The sequence below is a fragment of the Nitrosovibrio sp. Nv6 genome, from assembly GCF_900110495.1.
Lineage (GTDB): Bacteria > Pseudomonadota > Gammaproteobacteria > Burkholderiales > Nitrosomonadaceae > Nitrosospira.
Genome location: NZ_FODX01000001.1, coordinates 854701 through 874168 on the forward strand (window position 1 = coordinate 854701; position 19468 = coordinate 874168).

The 19468-nt window shown below is 56.1% G+C and carries 10 protein-coding genes; 3 read left to right on the forward strand and 7 right to left on the reverse strand.

The window, feature by feature from the left end:
• Positions 1–6 precede the first annotated feature (6 nt).
• The 7 genes from BMX66_RS04090 to BMX66_RS04120 all read right to left on the reverse strand — a co-directional run bounded on the left by BMX66_RS04090 (position 7) and on the right by BMX66_RS04120 (position 13070).
• Positions 7–4659 carry a type I polyketide synthase gene (locus tag BMX66_RS04090; RefSeq protein WP_090878610.1) on the reverse strand — a complete coding sequence of 1551 codons (4653 nt, stop codon included), beginning with the start codon at positions 4657–4659 and terminating at the stop codon, positions 7–9.
• Positions 4659–9959, reverse strand: coding sequence for a non-ribosomal peptide synthetase (locus BMX66_RS04095; protein WP_090878613.1), 5301 nt, complete (start codon positions 9957–9959; stop codon positions 4659–4661). The genes BMX66_RS04090 and BMX66_RS04095 overlap by 1 nt, the downstream gene beginning before the upstream one ends.
• 97 nt (positions 9960–10056) lie before the next feature.
• Entirely contained in the window at positions 10057–10797 is a 741-nt protein-coding gene (locus BMX66_RS04100; protein ID WP_090878615.1) for a 4'-phosphopantetheinyl transferase family protein, read from the reverse strand.
• A complete protein-coding gene (locus BMX66_RS04105) occupies positions 10766–11512 on the reverse strand; it encodes a thioesterase II family protein (protein ID WP_090878617.1) in 747 nt (248 codons plus the stop codon). Before BMX66_RS04105 ends, BMX66_RS04100 begins: the two co-directional genes overlap by 32 nt.
• Positions 11512–11742 (reverse strand): MbtH family protein, encoded by a 231-nt coding sequence (locus BMX66_RS04110; protein WP_090878619.1) that lies wholly within the window; start codon positions 11740–11742, stop codon positions 11512–11514. Before BMX66_RS04110 ends, BMX66_RS04105 begins: the two co-directional genes overlap by 1 nt.
• A gap of 469 nt (positions 11743–12211) precedes the next feature.
• Positions 12212–12412, reverse strand: a complete 201-nt coding sequence (locus BMX66_RS04115; protein WP_090878621.1) for a FecR/PupR family sigma factor regulator — start codon at positions 12410–12412, stop codon at positions 12212–12214.
• A gap of 136 nt (positions 12413–12548) precedes the next feature.
• Positions 12549–13070, reverse strand: coding sequence for an RNA polymerase factor sigma-70 (locus BMX66_RS04120; protein ID WP_255398802.1), 522 nt, complete (start codon positions 13068–13070; stop codon positions 12549–12551).
• A gap of 406 nt (positions 13071–13476) precedes the next feature.
• On the opposite strand from BMX66_RS04120, the gene BMX66_RS04125 reads away from it, so the two are divergent.
• The 3 genes from BMX66_RS04125 to BMX66_RS04135 are packed head-to-tail and all read left to right on the forward strand — an operon-like array spanning position 13477 to position 19350.
• Positions 13477–14853 carry an efflux transporter outer membrane subunit gene (locus tag BMX66_RS04125; RefSeq protein ID WP_090879834.1) on the forward strand — a complete coding sequence of 459 codons (1377 nt, stop codon included), beginning with the start codon at positions 13477–13479 and terminating at the stop codon, positions 14851–14853.
• Complete coding sequence (locus BMX66_RS04130) at positions 14850–16097, forward strand: efflux RND transporter periplasmic adaptor subunit (protein ID WP_255398803.1); 1248 nt, start codon at positions 14850–14852, stop codon at positions 16095–16097. The genes BMX66_RS04125 and BMX66_RS04130 overlap by 4 nt, the downstream gene beginning before the upstream one ends.
• Positions 16051–19350, forward strand: a complete 3300-nt coding sequence (locus BMX66_RS04135; protein ID WP_255398804.1) for an efflux RND transporter permease subunit — start codon at positions 16051–16053, stop codon at positions 19348–19350. The genes BMX66_RS04130 and BMX66_RS04135 overlap by 47 nt, the downstream gene beginning before the upstream one ends.
• The last annotated feature ends 118 nt before the right edge of the window (positions 19351–19468 follow it).

Consider the following 19468-nt stretch of genomic DNA (forward strand, 5'->3'; position numbering starts at 1 on the left):
GTGAAATCATGAGCATTCGATCTCATCCAGCAATTTTGTCTCGACCAATGCCGCCAGACCTGCAACAGTGGGCGATCTGAAGAAGTCCGCGGGACGCAAGTCAACGGCAAAAGCGGACCGAACCCTGGAAAGAAGCTGGATACCCAGCAGGGAATCGCCGCCCAGTTCAAACAGGTTATCATTAATGCCAACGGCATCCATCCCCAGCAGGCTCTGCCAGATCTCGGCAATGCGCTTCTCCAGTTCGCTGTCCGGCGATATGAAAATAGTCTGCAATACCGGTCTCGGGTATCTTCCCTGCTCCTCCTGTTCCTTGTGCTTGTGCGCGGCAGCGAATGCCAAAGGCTGAGCAACCAGGTCTTCCTGGGTCTGGCTGAGCCGGGTCTCCAGATCCAGGGTCGAAACGATTACCTGAGGTCGCATCAACCCGTTCACGATGCGCTCGAACGCCTCGACCCCTTCGTCCGGTGCAATTCCTACGCCTTCCGGCATGGCCATATTCGCCGCCATGCCGACATCTCGCCAGCTATCCCAGTTGACGGAAACCACGGGAAACGCCGATTCGCGATAGGCAACGCGGGCAACCGCATCAAGGTAGGCGTTGCCAGCACAATAATCCACCTTGCTGAGACCTCCGGCGATGGTTGCCAGCGATGAGCATAAAAGCATGAAATCCAGGGGCTCGTCCTTGAACACGGCTTGCAATGCGCGCGTTCCCTGTATCTTGGGGGCAAATACCTTTTCGACCATCTCCCTTGTTTTTGCCGAGATCAGTCCGCTGCCGACTTCCCCGGCTGTATGAATCACCCCATGGACAGCGCCAAAGCGCTGACGGGTCCGGGCAATGGCAGCTTTCAATTCGTCCTGAATCGCAGCATCCGTTTGCAACACCAGCACTTCTGCGCCCAGCGCCTCCAGTCGCATGACCTTCTCGATCTTGAGGCGTATGGAATCTGCTTTATCGGTAGTTGACAGCACTTTCGGCCAGTGTTCCCGCGACGGGATGGGAGACCGGCCCAACAGCGCAAGTTTTGCCTTCCGGGTCCGGGCCAGATGTTCCGCCAGCGTCAGGCCAATTCCGCCCAGTCCGCCGGTAATGAAATAAACTCCCCCTTGTCTGAGACAGGTCTCCTGATGAGGACATTGAATAGGCTCGAAGGTCTGAACCCAGCGATGGGGCCCGCGATAAGCCACCATGGATGCAACCGCATCGGCCTGCGATTCTCCAATGATCTGCTTGATCAGGCGGGAATTTGCGGAACTGGAACTGTCGGCGATCTGCAATTCGACATCGACGATGCGGCATACAAGATAAGAATATTCCTGCGGGATAACTTTGCACGGACCCAGCAGCATCGCTTTATCCGGATGCAGCTGTTCGTTGCCCGTGACATCTTCCAACTGATTGGTGATAACCGTGATTTCCACCGTTGTACCTGGGCGAATAAGCGCTTTCGCACTTTCCAGTGCCTGGGCGAGATAAAACAGGCTGAAGAAATTTTTCGTCTGGCTCTCGGCATGAGAAGGCACGTCTTTATCAGTAGTCACGCTCCATAGATGAAAGATATGGCCGATGTTTCTGCCATCATCCCGGATTCCGCGCAGCAGAAGGTCATAATCATGGCGCTCCCCGGACCGCACGGTATAGTGGCCCCTGTCCAGGCGCCGGAACGCGGAACCAGCGGAAACCATGACAGGCTCGATTCCCTGCGTCAGTAAATGCCTGATCAGCGCTGGGCAGATGTACTCATCCCCGAAAATGATGATGGAACCGCCCTGACCGGGAAAAATACTGTCGAGCGGCACACTGTCAGCACGTCGCCACGAAGGCGCGTAAAACCAGTCATCCAGCAAGCGAATGCCCGATCCGTATCTCTCCTGCATCTGCAATTCAGCATTGTTTCCCGTTTCGGCGTTGTTTTCCCCTTTTTTAAGAGCTTCAATGCTTGTACCTTCCGATCCGCGTTTAACCCAGAAGGACTGACGCTCAAACGGGTAGGTCGGCAGTGGAACACGGTGGCGGCGTTCATCCGCGTAGAAATTTTGCCAGTCGATGGCAAGACCGCTCAACCAGAGCTTGCCCAGAGTGAGATAAAAGTGCTTCTGAGCCAGATACGCCTTGCCCGGATGAGGTAAGGACGACAGAATCAATTGTTCGGATTTTGCGTCTGGATGCCGTTGCGCAAGGGTAGTCAGGGTTTCGCCGGGCCCGACTTCCAGCAGAATTCGCGCCGGGTTGCTCAGCAGCTCGCTCAGGCCATCGGCAAAACGTACCGTCCCGCGCAAATGGCGTCCCCAGTAATTCGGATCAGTCGCTTCCTGCGGCGTAATCCAGTCGCCGCTGAGATTGGAGAGAAATGGAATTTTCGGCGAACGCCGTTCGGTCCGGGCAACCATTTCTACAAAACCCGGCAGCATGGGCTCTATCATCGTTGAGTGGAAGGCGTGGGAAACATGCAGCCGCCGGGTTACGACGCCTTTATTTCCGAGATCGGCTTCCACAGCCTGGATTGCTGTGGCCGGGCCGGACAGGACGCAAAGCGCTGGCCCGTTGACGGCTGCCAGATCGCAATTTCCATTCAGATAGGGCTCGACTTCCGCTTCCGGCGCCATGACGGCGAGCATGGCGCCAGTCTCCATGCCTTGCAGCAACCGTGCCCGCATGGTTACCAGGCGCAGTGCGTCTTCCAGTGAGAAAACGTCAGCCAGACAAGCGGCGACGTATTCTCCGATGCTGTGGCCTATCATTGCGGCAGGCATGACACCCCATGACATCCACAGTCGTGCCAATGCATATTCCACGATGAACAGGGCCGACTGCGTGACTTCGGTCTGTGCAAGCCGCGCGGACGCTGCATCCTTTCCTGCTCCATCTTGAGCTTCGTCCGGGCCGGGATACAAAAGCGTCAACAGATCGAAACCGACATACGGCTTCAACAAGTCGAGACAACGGTCGAATTCCCGGCGGAAAACCGGCTCTTCCTGGTAAAGATCCCTTGCCATATCGACGTATTGGGCGCCCTGGCCTGGGAAAAGAAACGCAACCGGACAGTTTTCGAGCATCACCTGCCCGGTGAAAAAACGGTCCGGATACCGATATTCCAAAAGGCTGACCGCATCGCTGCCGTCATGGCAAAGTGCGATAGCCCGGTGGGCAAAACCTTTTCTCCCGGTCTGAAGCGTGTAGGCCACATCCGCCAACGGTAACTCGGGATTCGCTTTCAGCTTATCGTGCAACCGTGCGGCCATTGCCTCCAATGCATTACCGCTGCGCGCCGAAAGCGTGAGCAGTTGCCAGTTCCGGGATGCGCCGGATGGCTCTGCGGGCGGGGCTTCTTCAAGAACCACGTGAACGTTGGTGCCCCCAATACCAAAGGAACTGACGCCGGCACGGCGCGGTGTGGAAGCGCTCGGCCAGGCGGTGGTGGTGGTATTCACATAAAAAGGACTCGAAGAAAAATCAATTTGTGGGTTAGGCTGCTCAAAATTAAGGCTGAGCGGAAGGGTCCGATGCTCCAGCGCCAACGCGGTCTTGATCAGGCCGGCGACGCCTGCCGCGGCATCGAGGTGGCCCACATTGGTCTTGACTGAACCTATGCCGCAAAACCCGCGCCGCTCTGTACTTTCACGAAACGCTTGGGTCAATGCTGCAACTTCGATGGGATCGCCCAGAGTCGTCCCGGTGCCGTGGGCCTCGATATAACTGATCGTATCGGCGGATACATCCGCGATGCTCTGGGCGGCAAGAATCACTTCGGCCTGTCCTTCGACGCTGGGCGCGGTGTAACCGATCTTTGCCGAACCGTCGTTATTCACGGCCGAACCTTTGATTACTGCGTGAATGGCGTCTCCATCCGCCAATGCATCCGCCAGTCGTTTGAGTACCACGATGCCGACACCGCTGCCGATCACGGTACCCGCAGCCTTGGCGTCGAAGGCACGGCAATGACCGTCAGGCGAGAGGATCGCGCCGGGTTGATAACGGTAGCCGCCCTCATGCAACAGGTTGACCCAGACGCCTCCCGCTATGGCCATGTCCGCCTCGTGATTGAGCAGCCCCCTGCAGGCCACGTGCACCGCTGTAAGGGAGGTGGAGCAGGCAGTTTGTACGGTGATTCCCGGCCCACGCAGATTGAGCTTGTAAGCGACGGTCGTCGTCATGGAATCCTTGTTGTTGCCGTTCATCAATCCCTGCAGAGAGGAAATATCCTCCATGTCCGAGAAACGCCCGCTGGAAAACAGATTCAGCAACAGATAAGTATTGACGCCGCAACCCGCATATACGCCGATTGGGTCTTTGCAGGTTGAAGCGTCATAACCCGCGTCTTCCAGGGCCTGCCACGCCACTTCCAGGAACAATCGATGCTGTGGATCCGTCTCCGCCGCCTCGCGCGGCGTAAAGCCAAAGAACGACGCATCGAAGAGGTCCACACCTTCGAGCTGGGCGCCAGCTTTGACATAAAGCGGGTCATCGAATGTCTTTGGCGAAATACCGCGCGCCAGCAATTCCTGATCGGTAAAGAAAGTGATCGACTCTACGCCGTCACGTAGATTGCGCCAGAAAGTCTCCACATCATTGGCGCCCGGAAAGCGTCCCGCCATACCGATGATGGCTATATCTATCTCGGCTCTCTCCGGCAGCTCTTCTGCGTGATTCATCAATTGTTCCTCCCTGCGCGCTGCTTCCGTTGAATAAAAGTGCCCCGTTGCCGCTGTGCCCGCTTCTGGTGGCGTTGCAAAGACAAGTGCTCAGTCCGTTCCTGACCGAGGAATTTCGCGAGGCTGGCAACTGTGGTGTATTTGAAAAGATCAATAATGGCAATGCGGGTGTTCAGGCGCTCTTCCAACCCGCACTGGACCTTGATCAGCAGCAGCGAATGGCCGCCCAGATCGAAAAAATTGTTATGCAATCCGACACGGGGAACCTCCAGGATTTCCGCCCAGATTTCCGAAATCATAGTCTCCATTCCGCTTGCCGGAGCTTCATAATCCTGCTCGCTCAGTTGCTCAGGCAAGGGCAGCGCCTTACGGTCGATCTTGCCATTCGGCGTGACTGGAAGCGCCTCAAGGAAAATAAATGAAGTGGGAAGCATGTAGTCGGGAAGCACAGCGCCGAGGGCTGTCCTCAACATGGATGCATTCAACAGGATCCCGGTGTGGGCCGCCACGTAAGCCGCCAGACGCACGCCATTGCGGCTTTCGTGCGCCAGGACTATCGCATCGCGCACCCCGGTCTGAGCCAGTAGTTGCGCCTCGATCTCGCCAAGTTCGACGCGGAAACCGCGAACCTTGATCTGCTGGTCGAGCCGGCCAATGTATTCCAGTTGCCCGTCGCTCCGCCAGCGCACCCGATCTCCCGTCCGGTAGAGGCGGCCGCCGCTCTGGCTGAAGGGATCGGCAATGAACCGGTCTGCTGTCAGTGCCGGCCGATTGAGATAGCCGCGTGCCAACCCCAGGCCTCCTATATAAAGCTCGCCCGGCGTGCCCGGCGGCACGAGATTGAGTTCGGAATCGAGGATATAGAGGCTCCTTTCGCCAACCGGACCTCCAATAGGCGCATAATCCCCATCCATTGAAGCCAAAGCATTGTCGGCCCCGATCCTGCCTATCCATGCCGCCGGTGTGATAATCGTTTCGGTCGGACCATAGGCATTGACAAGCCGAACGTTTGGAAACGCCGCTCGGGTAGCTGCAAGGTCTGCGGCAAACCACGCTTCGCCCCCTGCTATGCATGTATGGACCGAAGATTCGCCGCTACGCATCAGCGGGAGAAGCAAACGCAGATAAGCCGGGGGCAAGTGCAGCGTCGTTATCTGATGCGCCGCGATCAGGCTGGCGAAGCTATCGCTTGCCAGGCCGCGCACGGAGGGCAGCACAATCGCCGCGCCTTCGCATAACGGGGTCATCCACTGCTCGGCGGCAGCATCAAAGTTCATCGAGAAAAACATCAACTCCCGATCCCCTGGCCGCACATCGTAGATTTTCCTGATGGCGGTCAAATGCATCGCGAGGGGACCATGGGTTACCGCTACACCCTTGGGCCTGCCGGTCGATCCCGACGTATAGATAACATAGACAAGGTTATCGCCGTGCAAGACTGCGTGAGGATTGGTATCGACCCCGGTGGTCAAATCAAGGGCGTCGAATTCCAGCACTTCCAAACCCGGCGAAAGCGGGATATGGGCCTTGATGTGGGTCTGCGTCAGCAACAGGCCGATGCCGCTGTCTTCCAGCATGTAGCCCAGGCGCTCACTCGGGTAGTCCGGGTCCAGCGGCACATATCCGCCCCCCGCCTTGAGGATAGCCAGGAGACCGATGATCATTTCGAAAGAGCGTTCGACCGCAATGCCGACCTTTACTTCCGGCTTTACGCCCAGCGCAATGAGCCGATGCGCCAAGCGGTTGGATCGGCCATTCAATTCCGCGTAGGTTAGTTCGGTATCACCGAAGAACACCGCAGTAGCCGCAGGACATTTTTCCGCCTGGCGCTCTATCAACCGGTGAATGAAGTCGCCCGCCGAAAATTGAGACCCGATTTCTCCCCAGGCTTTGAGTTGTAACGTGTCACGCTCGTTGAGCAGGCGGATATCGCTAATTGCCCTCCCAGGCTGCTCGGCAAGGTTACGCAGCATATCAACGTAGTGACGGCCCAGACGTTCAATGGTAGGGGGATCGAACAATTCGGACGCGTGGATGAAACTGGCGCGCACGCTGCCGTCCGGGGATTCGACTGTTTCAAGCGTCAGCTCGAACTGGGCAGCCTGCTCCTGCAGTGGGTAGTCTGCCAGGGTAAGCGCGGGAAGTTGCTGAAGCGCCCGATAATCCCTGAGCAGATGATTGATCGTTACCTGAAACAGCGGGCTATGGCTTAAACTTCGCACGGGCTGCAATGCTTCAACCAGTTGCTCGAACGGCAGGTCCTGATGAGCTTGTGCATCAATGGCGGCTTCCCGCACCTGATCCAGGAGGCTTGCAAGTGGCATCCGGCCGTGTATCTGGCCCCGCAAAACCTGGGTGTTCACAAAAAAACCGATCAGACCTGCGGTCTCGATCCGATTGCGATTGGCTATCGGCACGCCGACACGAATGTCCTTCTGCCCGGTATGACGGTACAACAAAGCCTGAAAGCCAGCCAATAATGCCATGAAGAGCGTTGCTCCCCGGTCCTGGACCAAGCGGCGCAATCCGTTCAATACGTCAAGGGGCAAGTCGAACACATACCGTGCCGCCTGATAATTTGCGATCGGCTGCCGCGGATGATCGGCAGGCAGGGTCAGTATCGTGTCTTCATTGCCCAGATAGTCGCGCCAGTAGGCTAATTGTCTATCTTTCTCTCCAGCCTCCAGCCATTTTCGCTGCCATAAGGCATAGTCGGCATACCGGATAGGCAGTGGATCGAGGCACGCTGTTTCGCCTTGCATATGCGCGAGGTAAAGCGCCGCAAGCTCATCGATCAGGATCTGCATCGAGACGCCGTCCGAGATGATGTGATGCATGACCATCACCAGGATATTCTCGTTCTCTATAATCTTTATCAGCGCCACTCGCAGCAGCGGACCTTGCGTAAGGTCGAAAGGGGCTGAAACAATGCGTTGCGCTTCTTCCGCCGCCCGCGCTTCCCGCTCTGGCACAGCGGTTTCGCATAGATCGACGTGTGCAATTTCAAACGGCAGCACCGGGTGGATGGTCTGCTCAACCGAACCGTCCGCTCCAACGCGAAAAATCGTACGCAGCGACTCGTGCCGCCCGATCAGGCCGTTGAAGGCCGCCCGCAAGGCCTGCTCATCCAGCGATCCGGATAACCGCAATGCATGTTTTAAGTGATAGGCGGTGCTTGACGGATCCAGTTGCCAGAGAAACCACTGACGCTGCTGAGCGAAAGACAAGGGCAATGAATTGGCTCTGTGTCCGGTTGGCAAAATACTGACGCTAGCCTTGCGGCGGGAAACTCCCGCAGAGAGACGACGCCTTACTTCCATCGCGCAATCACGTAATCTCGGATTCTCGAACAGGCTGCGCACAGGGAAATCGATCTCCCACTGATCCGCGATGCGCACCGCGGCTTGAACTGCGGACAACGAGTTGCCGCCGCTGGCAAAAAAATGATGCTCGGGCCCCAACCCTGCGAGATTCAGCACGGCCTCCCAGATAGCCGCCAGCCTGATCTCGATTTCATCCGTTAATGCCTGCGCTGGCTTATCGCCGCCCCCGAGCACGTAGTTGCCGTACTCGTAAATCGCATAGGCATCGAGCGTGCGCCCGCGCCACCCCTCGCGGCACGCGGCGCGCTGCAATTTTCCGCTGGAGGTTTTGGGCAGGGCGCCCGGGTTCAATAACACAATCACCGACAGAGGCTCATGACAGCTGGCGCTGACTGCTTCGCTCAACGCTTTCACCAGCGTTTCCACCGGAATCAGCTTCTGCATACCCCGGGATATCTCAACCGCAATGCCTATTCCCTCCGCCACGGCCTCCCCTGCCCGCGTTTCTACCGAGAACGCGGCTATCCGGCCCTTTCGCGCCGCCTCGACCTCTTCTTCGACCACCTGTTCAAGATCCTGCGGGTAAATATTCTGCCCTCGTATGATGATAAGATCCTTGTGCCGTCCTGCGATATACAGCTGCCCAGCGTGGATGAAGCCAAGATCGCCGGTGCGTAGCCAGCGTCCACCCTCATGGTTGACAAAAGCTTCCGCTGTTTCCTGAGGTCGCCGCCAGTAGCCGCAGGCAAGGCTTGGACCATCCGTCCAGATTTCGCCAATATTGCCATCCGCCAGCTGAATCGACGTTTCCGGATCGACGATTCTTACCGTATGACCGGATGCCGGGGCACCGCATGCCACCAGGGACGTTCCCCGCTCCGCTACCTCGGCTCTGCCTTGCGCCAGCATCTCGGCTGAAAAAAGGTTCGTTTCCACGCCTTCCCCGCGCGTGCCGCCAGTGACAAAAAGAGTCGCTTCAGCCAGGCCATAACAGGGATAAATGGTGCCTGCCGCGAATCCCCTTGGCTCGAAGCGCTCGATGAACGCACGCATCGTATCGTTCCTTACTGGCTCTGCGCCGGAAAAAGCAACGCGCCAGCTCGACAGATCGAGTGCTTGCAACTGGGTATTGCTGACCCTATCCACGCACAGCTGAAAAGCAAAATTGGGAGCGCCGCTGACGGTCGCCCGATGATGGGAAATCGCCTCCAGCCAGCGTACCGGCCGTTCGATAAAAAACCTGGGCGCCATCAGCACACCTGGAATGCCGCGATGAATAGGCTGCAATAAACCGCCAATCAAACCCATATCGTGATAAAGCGGCAGCCAGCTGACAAATATATCGTCGGCGCCGATCGACATGCCCTCTTCAAAGGCTCTGGCATTCACCATCAGATTGCCATGGCTGACCATCACCCCTTTTGGAGTGGAAGTGGAACCCGAGGTATATTGCAGGAACGCGATATCCTCATCCCTCGGGATGTAGGTGCGCCATGCCGATGCCTCATCCGGGTTCACTGCATCTACCGCAAGCACGGCAGCTTGAGCAAATGGCGCTACGGCCGCGCCACGTATCAGCGGCTCGATTTCTCTTGTGGTGAGGATGCAACGTGCTTCGGCATCGGACGCGATGGCAAGCAACCGCGCCAAATGCCGCTCCCGCACTGACTCGGGCGGAAAAACAGGCACAGCAATCAGGCCTGCGTAAAGACAGGCAAAGAAAGCAACGGCGTAATGCTCGTCGTTGTCGAGCAGTAACAGCGCCCGCTCCCCGATTTCGAAACGTTCCTGCAGGGTAGCGGCCAGCGCACGGACATGCTGATCGAGGGTTTCATAATCGATCCTTTTATCGACCGCTGTATCATCCTGGCGCACCACGATCAGCGCGGTATCGCTGGAACGCCCTGACGCGAGAGTCATCAGATGGGTGACCATATTTGTCGGATAACTACGGCGGGAAATCAATCTTGCATTCATGTAAGTCCCTGGATTCTTTTATGGAATTTAAGATAATAGGGGTTTATGCAGAGATCGCATCTGATCACCGCAATATCTTTGCGCTGCATTTGAATCCCTACAATGCGCCCTGATGTTGCTGCGATGCCTCGCAGGAATCGAGGAATGGATCATGGTTTTTCACTGCCAGCGCCGCGGCGTAACCAACAGGCGATTCAATGGGCCAGGCCTTTATTCCTGCCCAATCGGGATTATCGTGCGCAATCTCATAGCATTGCCCATTACATTGCCCATTGCCTGGCAAGATGGAGACCGCTTGCAAATGCTCTGAAATACCGAGTCCCAGCGCTTTGAGTACCGATTCTTTTGCCACCCAGCGCTCAATGAAATCTTCAGCCTCGTCCGCCATTCGTAATCCGGATCGGCGCTCCAGCGAAGAAAAGACATACGTGCTCAGACTCTCCGAATCTATCCCAGCATCATGACTTTCGATATCCACACCGACCTGACCGTTGGTTGAAAGCGCAATCAGCGCGAAACATCCGGCATGCGAAACATTGAACTCGATCCCCAAATCGTCTTGCAGGCGGGGCTTGCCATGGCAGTTAACGACGAAGTCCAGTTCGTCCGGCCTCAGCATTGCCCGCGCTCCCAGTATTCTTCGCAGGGCCGCCCGTGTCACAGCTGATCGCACCTGGTCTTCTTGCCTTCGGTACCGTGAGGCGTGTATGCGCTCGTCTTCACTTAACAGTGACAGATCAGAATCCGGCACAGGCAGTTGTAACTCCAGTTTGAGCCGCCACACTTCAACGCCAGTGGGAATAGTCTCAGGCAGAGGCAAGCGCTGCACTGTGTACATGCGATACCTCGACTGAATTGCCTGCCAGACGATTCACCAGAGCAGCGAGAAAGGCGTCTTCCTGCTGCCGGAGAAAGAAATGTCCCCCCTCAAACCAGTCCAGAGAACAGTCCACGTCGTTTTCAAATTGCCATGCTTCCAGCTTGGATGTACGGATCTCATCGGCGCGTCCCCCAAAAACATGAATCGGTATCGGTAGCGGCGGCAATTTCTGATAATGGAAGCTTGCGCAAATACGGTAATCCGCGCCCAGCAAACTCAACGTCATGGATAGCAGCTCGGGGTTTTCAAACACTTCTTCCGGCGTTCCATTCTGTTTGCGCAGATCAGCAATGAGCGAAGCATCGCTGTCCTTGTCGGCGTAGCGTCTCCAGTCCTGATGAGAAGGGGCCGCACAGGCTGACACCAGCAAGGCTACGGGTAGCGGGCGCTTTCTCATCCGCAGGCAATGAGTGATCCGATAAGCCAGCAACGCCCCCATGCTGTGCCCGAAGAGCGCATATCGCTGGGGCGGGTACATTTCAAGCTCATCGCACAAACGGTGAGCGAGCGCATCAAAAGTCGTCTCGGGCGCTTCATACAAACGTCCGCCGCGGCCGGGCAACTCGATCGGCTGGATTTGCACCCACGGTGGCAACTGCCGTCGCCAGCGCAGATACATGGCCGCACTCGCGCCAGCGCAGGGCAAGCTGAATAGCGTTAATGGCGCTGGCATCACGGCGCTTCAATCACGGACTGCTCGTCCATGAAGCGCCGAAGACTAAGGGGGCGCATGTCCGTCCAGATTGTTTCAACGTATTCCAGGCAGGTTTTCTTATCTCCCAATACGCCGGTATCGCGCCATCCACCCGGGACAGCTTTCCAATCCGGCCAGATAGAGTATTGCTCTTCGTGGTTTACCAAAACACGGAACGTCCCATCTTCGCGGTCAAAGCAACTCGTCATGACTATTTTTCCCAGGTTTATGAACAGATAAAATTCAGAGGAGCGAAATGCGTCTTAGTCTTATTTAGATAGACGAATCAGCGGGAGAAGAATTCAGGAAACTGATAGATGTGTTACTTGAAAGCCCTGAGCAAGCGGCCCGGCGTCTATTGGCAGCTTAAAACCGGAAAAAATCGGATGATGAATGTCTGGGAGGTGCAGGAGAAACTTGTCGGAATGAACGGCCGGAGAAGTGCTAACGCCGCGAGCAGGGGTTTGCCACCCCTTCGTCGCCACTGGCCAATGGCCGCAGGCACCACGGCATCGGATTACTTTTGCAGGTACTCTGTTTGCCAATTACCGCCAGGGGAGGCAGTCACAGGAAGGCAGCCACAGAACAATAGAAAAAACCGGGAGAGAAAAAGCCGGAATCGATGGAGAAGAATACCGGCTGATACCGATGAAAGGAAACGGCGCGGACATCGTTCCATCATTTATCGGAAGGTGGGACAGATGGTGGAACAAGACCTGTAAGCAGCCAGAGGCGCGAAGCTTCTTCGTAGGCCGCCTGATTCGCCGGGTCCTCCTTGAGCCAGCCGATCAGCTCCTTCATATCAGCGGGACTTAACGACCCATGTTCGCGTATTACCCACTCCACCGCTGTTTGCCACACAATATCTTCTCGTTGCATGTCCGTCACAAACCTGCTTTGCTGTTGATCCGATTAAACCCAACAATGGATGCGTCGGTTTTTCGTGTTTGGCCAAACGGCCCCGAAAATCAGTATAGTAGAAATGCGGCGTCGCGCGCGGAAAAAAGATGCGCGGTTACGGAGACTGGAAAGCTGCCCGACAGTGATCAAGTGCCTGGTGGATCAGGATGTTTACCAGGGAAGTCGAGATATCCAGCTCTGCGGCAATTACGCGATGAGTTTGCCCTTCCAGGCGATGAAGCTCAAAGGCACGCCTCGTCCGTTCAGGCAACTCGGATATTGCCTTTGCGATCAGCGTCAAATGTTGACGACTGATTACAATAGCCTCAGGGGTTCCCATGAGAGATGGAACGTGCAGTCCTTCGTCTTCGTTCTCAAAGAGATTCATTTCCAGAGCTGCGCGTCGATGATGATCAATCGCCAGATTGCGAACCATCTGGAACAGATACGCCAGCGGTTGCTTGATATCAAAAACCGCCGCCGCCTCCGAGACTTTCAGGTAGGCGTCCTGTACGACATCCTCGGCACGTTCCGGATTGCCCAGAATCTTCAGCGCTGCCCAACGCAGCTGCGGACGATGAGCCATGAATACGTCGCTCAAGTCACTTGACTCAACCTGCTTCTCAACAATCATCATGCATCTCCCAAAAAGAACCAGATAATAACAATAACGAGAACTATTCTTATTATCATATAACAGTTTTTGTTTTACAATATGATGAATTCCACCGGGGAAAATTGTAAACGAGGAATTTTTTGACGCGATATCCGTAAGCTCGACGGTTGCACGGAATTTGTTACAGCCTACCGGTTGATTCGTCTATCTTTTTTTACATGCCTTTCTTTTTTGCCTTTCTTTTTTACATGCGATTATTCATAAAGCCGGATCGGAAACCGGGCCGCGTTTCCGGAAGTGGCCACTCAAGCGGGTCTGGCGCTACAATCGCCAGTTCGCAGGAGTTGCGAACAGAAGTGTTGCGGATAAAATGTTTACTGACGGGGAATATCGCTATCGTATCCTTCTCAAAATCCGCCTAGGCGAAATGCCAAAGATAATTGCGATAAGCCTTATTTCGATCTTCCTGGTTGGTCTCGGGGGTTGCAAAACGGCGCCGCAACGGCACGCTGAAAATGTGGGAGCCGCAATACCAGACCGGTGGCGTGCGAGTAGCGAATCCCCTCAACCCGCACCCGAGAACTGGGTCGAAACATTTGGAGACCCCAGCCTGAGCGCGCTGGTAAATAGCGCGCTGGAGGAGAACTTTGAACTGAAGGCCGCGGCAGCGCGGGTAAAGGCTGCGGTAGCCCAGGCCCGCATCGAGGGGGCCGCACGCTGGCCCCAGCTTTTCCTGGTTCCGGGTTACCAGCACGCTCAGATTCGTAATGCGGGATTCGGTTCGGCACGCTTCAGCGTTTTTGAGGCCGTATTCAGCCTGAGTTGGGAGCTGGATGTCTGGGGACGAATAAACGACTTGAAGACAGCCGCCATAAGAGAGGCGGATGCGACGGCAGCCGATTTTCATGGCGCCCGTCTGTCTCTTGCCGCCCGGGTGGCGCAGGGCTATTTCGAGTTGGCCGAAGCCAGGCTGCAAGCGGCTGTGGCCGAGCAATCGGTGAAGGACCGGGGTATTATTGTCGACCTGGTACGGGGACGCTTCGCACGCGGTTTGACAAAAGCGCTCGATGTGCGTCTCGCGCTGACGGATCTTGCCACTGCGGAAGCTGAACTCACCCAGTCACGCAACCGGATCCAGATAATTACGCGCGGGCTTGAGGTTCTGCTGGGGCGCTATCCGACCGGAGCGCTGCCGGAAACATACGAACTACCGGAGCCTCCTCCCAGTATGCCCGCCGGACTGCCTTCAGAACTGTTGGAAAGACGGCCCGATCTTGTCGCGGCATTTGATCGCCTGCGATCGGCCGACTCACGCCTGCAAGGCACGAGGAAATTATTGCTGCCTCGTGTTGCGCTGACTGCTGCTGGAGGAATGCGCAGCACCGCGTTGACCGACCTGGTCGACCCCCGGGCATTGGCGTGGAACGTGATTATTGGCTTAGTCCAACCAGTGTTCACCGGAGGGCGAATTCAGGGCGAGATTCAGCTTAATAAAGCTCAAGCCGAGCAAGCGCTTAATCTATACAAGGATGCGGCACTTAACGCCTTCAGGGAGGTGGAGCAGGTACTTGCCGCGGATGAGTGGTTGCGGGAAGAGGAAAAGGCTTTGCGAAAAGCCGTTGAGCAAACTGAAGCCAGCCGCAAACTGGCGGTCTATTCCTACCAGCTAGGATATATCGAAATCCTTACATTGCTGGACAGTTATCGTAGTACCCTGATTGCGCAGAGTGCTCATCTATCCGTCAAACGGCAACTTCTCAGCAATCGAATCAATCTTTTTCTGGCATTGGGAGGCGGGATTTGAAAAATAAAAGCCTGCTGGAAAATTTGACAAGCAAAGGCATACTCAAAGTTATTATTCCCATTCTTGTCGTGCTGGCCGGCATCAGTATTTCATGGGCAATTGTCGTTCATCGCCCACAAGCAAAATCCGAGTTACCAGGGAGTGAAACGCCTCTGGTGCAGGTAATCAGCGTCGAGCCCCGGACGCTTAGGCTCAACATCCAATCACAGGGCGTAGTCGTGCCGCGTACCGAGATCGACCTGGTGCCCGAGGTGGCGGGACAAATCATCCGACTCCACCCCAGCCTCGTGGCGGGGGGATTTTTCGAAGCCGGCGATATATTGATCACGGTGGATCCGCGCGATTATGAATACGCAATCGCGGAGGCGCTTGCCCGGATCGCCGAAGCCGAGCGCCAAGTTGCCATGGAAGAAGCCCAGGCGGAGCAGGCGCGCAACGAATGGAAGGTTCTTGGCGAAGGACAACCCACACCGTTGACCCTGCGCGAGCCGCAATTGGCGGAGGCCCGCGCCAAATTGAAAGCTGCGCAAGCCGATCTGATCAAGGCTCGGTTGCAGCGTAGCCGGTGCGAGTGGCGTGCGCCGTTTGCCGGAAGAGTGCGGAACAAACATATCGGTCTCGGGCAATACGTTCAGCCCGGCGAAAAACTCGCGCGTCTTTATGCCATTGATGTCGCCCAGGTGCGTCTGCCGCTTGCTACCGATCAGCTGGCATATCTCGATCTCCTCCTGGACCATCGCAACAGCAAACCGGAAACAGGTCCGAAAGTCATCTTGAGCGCAGAGGTAGCCGGCGCCGTGCGGCGTTGGGAAGGCCGCATCGTCCGTGCCGAGGGAGCGCTGGATGAGGAAACCGGGCTGCTTCACGCAGTGGCCGAGATAAGTAATCCTTATGCAGGAGAAGCAGGTCAGCCACCGCTCATGCCGGGATTATTCGTTAAGGCGGAAATCGAAGGACGAGAACAATCGGATGTATTTGTACTACCGCCGGGCGCTGTCAATGGCGCGCGAGAGGCATTGTGGGTCGACGCGGAAGACCGACTGCATATTCGCCGCCTCGACATCCTGCGCAACGAGCCGGATCGTATCCTGGTAAAAAGTGGCCTGAACACCGGCGATCGTGTGGTGATTGCCGGAATCGAGATACCGATTGAAGGCATGAAGGTGAAGATTCAGGCTGCAAGGCCAGAGCAAAAATTTGAAAAGGCCGCAACGGCCACATCCATCGCCGGCGGAACGCCATGAGGCATTTTCCTTTCCCGCTATCCCCGCCCGGTTTGCTCAGCGGGTATTTCTTCAAGTGAAGAAAATGACCTCCGCTTCGCCTTCATCCGGGCCAATTGCCTGGTTTGCCGGCAATCCGGTTGCCGCCAATCTGCTGATGTGGCTGATACTGCTTGGTGGAGCCGGCAGCTTGGTGCTGATGGACAAGGAAGTATTTCCCCGTTTCATGCCCCATCAGATCGAGGTCAAGGCAACTTATCCCGGAGCGGGGCCGCTGGAAATCGAGGAGTCAGTTTGCATCCGGATCGAGGAGGCAATCTACGATTTACCGGGTGTAAAGCGGCTGAATTCGGAAATTATCGAGGGTGAGTGCACCATCAAGCTGGCGGTATTGCCAAGTTACAATAAGGATCAGGTCATGAATGCAGTGCGCGGGCGAGTACAAGCCGTACAGCGTCTGCCAAAGGGTCTGGAAAAAATAGACGTACAGCCTGCAAACCGAATTGGTGACGATGGCGTGATATGGGTGGCGCTCCATGGCCCTACCGATCAACTTACTCTCAAGCGCCTCAGTGATCGAATTCAGGGTGAATTATCGCAAATCCCCGGTGTTACCCGCGCACACAATTATTACGATCTGCCTTACGAGCTCGCTATCGAGGTCTCTTCGGAACGGCTGCGCCAATACGGTATATCGCTGAATGAGGTTACCGAGACAGTCCGGCGCGCTTCGATAGATCTGCCTGGTGGAGTCATGAAGAATCCGATGGGCGAACTCTTGCTTCGCGTCAAAGGCAAGGCCCAGGATAACGTTTCAGCGGGAAACCTGGTAGTTCGCACCAATGCTGATGGCAGCCGGATACTGCTTCGCGATGTGGCAATCATCAAGGATGGTCTGGAAGAGCGCCTGTCGGAATGGCATCATAACGGGGAAACGGCGCAAGGCTGGGAAATTCATGCTGAAAAAGATACCGTCGAAGTGGCGAGGCGGGTCAAGGCTTATGTAGCGGAAAAGAAGGCGGAACTGCCGCGGGGGGTGGGACTGACCACTTGGTGGGACGACTCCCAGGCATATGAGGAACGCATCGGAACCTTGCTTGAGGATGGGCTGACCGGCTTCGTGCTGGTTTGCCTCATACTGACTCTATTCCTCGATCTCAAGGTGGCCATCTGGGCTGGCATAGGGATTCTTACCTCGATATTCGGCGCTTTCTGGTTGATGCCGGTGCTGGATGTGTCCCTTAACATGCTGTCGTTATTCGGTTTCCTGCTGGCTATGGGAATTCTGGTGGACGATGCCATTATCATCGGGGAATCCATTTATGCAAAACAGGAAGCGGTGGACGCGGCCGGCTCGCCGGAATCCGGCAAGGAGTCGTCTTTTATGGCTGGAACTCTGAGGAATCTGGCATATCTCGAGGCCGCCGTTTCAGGCGCCCGCGAGGTTGCCCTGCCGGTTGTCCTGGCTGTGATGATCGCCCTTGTCGCCTTCCTGCCCGGCCTGTTCCTGCCCGGATGGGCGGGCCAGATGATGAGGCCGATCTGTCTGGTGATGATTCTGACCCTGGTATTTTCCCTCGTTGAAGCACTCCTGATCTTGCCCGCTCATCTGGCTGTGCCCTCAAAACCTGCCTCATCCCCTACGCTTATGCGGCTGCGCGGGTCTCTTAACAATGGTTTGCAGAATTTTATTCACCGGGTTTATGAGCCGTTACTCGAAAAAGCCCTCTCCTGGCGTTATCTCACCATTGCCGCTTTTGCCACGCTGCTGATGCTGGCTGCCGCGCTGGTAGCAGGAGGTCATGTCCGGCTTTCCTTGCAGGCAGACGTGACAAAAGGCAGCTTCTGGGTCTATCTGAAATTACCTCAAGATACACCGTACAGCGAAACCCGCAGGATCGCGGAAAAAGTGGAACGGTCACTGCTGGAAATCCGGGACGAAGTCGACAGAAAAGCCAGGGTTCAGGATCCGGACATTCAACAAAGCGTGATCGTTGGTATAGAAACGATAATCTCGGAGCACAGCGCCGGTTTCTGGACCGAATTGTCGCCAGCAGGACGGCGGCATATCGTCGTCGAGGATTTCATCAGGGAATGGCGCAAGCGTATCGGCGATATTGGCCGCGCCAAGATTGATTTCCTCTATAAGGAAGGCGATCTTCCCTACGACATTGAATTCGATCTGGGCCATTCCGATTCAGCAGTTTTGAGCTCGGCCGTAGCACAGCTCAAACAAAAGCTGGTGGGCTATCCGGGTGTATATGATGTGGTGGATTCCGCCGAACCCGGAAAACCGGAAGTTCGTCTCCGCGCGAAGCCTGAAGCCGAACGCCTGGGGGTGCGCCTGGAAGACCTCGCCGAACAAATGCGGCATGCCTATTACGGCGATGAGGTGCACCGGTTTCAAAGAGGGCGAAATGAAGTCAAGGTGATGGTGCGACTGCCTCGAAATGAAAGACAGTCTCTGGATGATCTGCAGAACCTTCCGATTCGCCTGCCGAATGGGGGACACGCCCCTTTGGGGACCCTCGCCGACATTGATCTGATGCCAGGACAAGCAAAGCTCCTCCGCCAGAGTCGGCAGCGCATCCTGAAAATCCAGGCGCAGGTCGACCCCAGGATGACAGACGTCAATGCGATTTATGCCGGTCTGGCAGCGGAAGAAATCCCGGAGATAAAGCGGCAGTTTCCCGGACTGGATGTCAATATCGGTGAAGAACGCCAGGAGCAGGAGGACACTGCCCGGACGCTCGTATTGTTTACCGCTGCCGCTTTGACAGTAATCTATGCTTTGATAGCGATTCCATTTCGTTCCTATGTCAAGCCGCTGATCTTCCTGCTGGGCGCGCCCGTTGCCTGGAGCGGCGCAGTGTGGGCGCACTGGCTGATCGGTTTGCCGCTGTCCATGGAATCCCTGGTCGGCATGATTGCCGCCAGCGGTGTAGTAGTGAATGATAGCCTTGTGCTGCTGGATTATGTCCAGAAACGCGAAAGCACGGGTCAGCCGGTGGCAACACTCATCCTCGAAGCCTGTACCGCTCGCTTTCGGCCCATCCTTTTGGCTTTCCTCACCAACTTTGTCGGGTTTCTCCCCATTCTGCTGGAAACCAGTGAGCAGGCCCAGTTTCTGGTCCCGATGACCCTCTCCTTAACCGTTGGCCTGTTAGTTGGCATGACTGCCAGCCTGATACTGACGCCGATCTGCTATGCAATTGTAGAGAAATCATGGTTGTCACCGTCCAGCTTGCCCTTTCGTTCGAAGCCGTCTTTATAAAGGGAATGGCAGGGCTTATACTATTCACTTCCCCCACGTGATTTCCCATTTGATTGTCTGCCTGGTTTGACCAGATTCTTGTTGCCAGCCCAATGTTCCACACTCGAAATGATCCGGA

Excerpts from the sequence above, each read along its gene's own strand:
- BMX66_RS04125 (WP_090879834.1), top strand. The coding sequence starts at position 13,477 with ATGCCAAAGATAATTGCGATAAGCCTTATTTCGATCTTCCTGGTTGGT.
- BMX66_RS04095 (WP_090878613.1), bottom strand. The coding sequence starts at position 9,959 with ATGAATGCAAGATTGATTTCCCGCCGTAGTTATCCGACAAATATGGTC.
- BMX66_RS04120 (WP_255398802.1), bottom strand. The coding sequence starts at position 13,070 with ATGATGATTGTTGAGAAGCAGGTTGAGTCAAGTGACTTGAGCGACGTA.
- BMX66_RS04100 (WP_090878615.1), bottom strand. The coding sequence starts at position 10,797 with ATGTACACAGTGCAGCGCTTGCCTCTGCCTGAGACTATTCCCACTGGC.
- BMX66_RS04105 (WP_090878617.1), bottom strand. The coding sequence starts at position 11,512 with ATGCCAGCGCCATTAACGCTATTCAGCTTGCCCTGCGCTGGCGCGAGT.
- BMX66_RS04110 (WP_090878619.1), bottom strand. The coding sequence starts at position 11,742 with ATGACGAGTTGCTTTGACCGCGAAGATGGGACGTTCCGTGTTTTGGTA.
- BMX66_RS04090 (WP_090878610.1), bottom strand. The coding sequence starts at position 4,659 with ATGAATCACGCAGAAGAGCTGCCGGAGAGAGCCGAGATAGATATAGCC.
- BMX66_RS04115 (WP_090878621.1), bottom strand. The coding sequence starts at position 12,412 with ATGCAACGAGAAGATATTGTGTGGCAAACAGCGGTGGAGTGGGTAATA.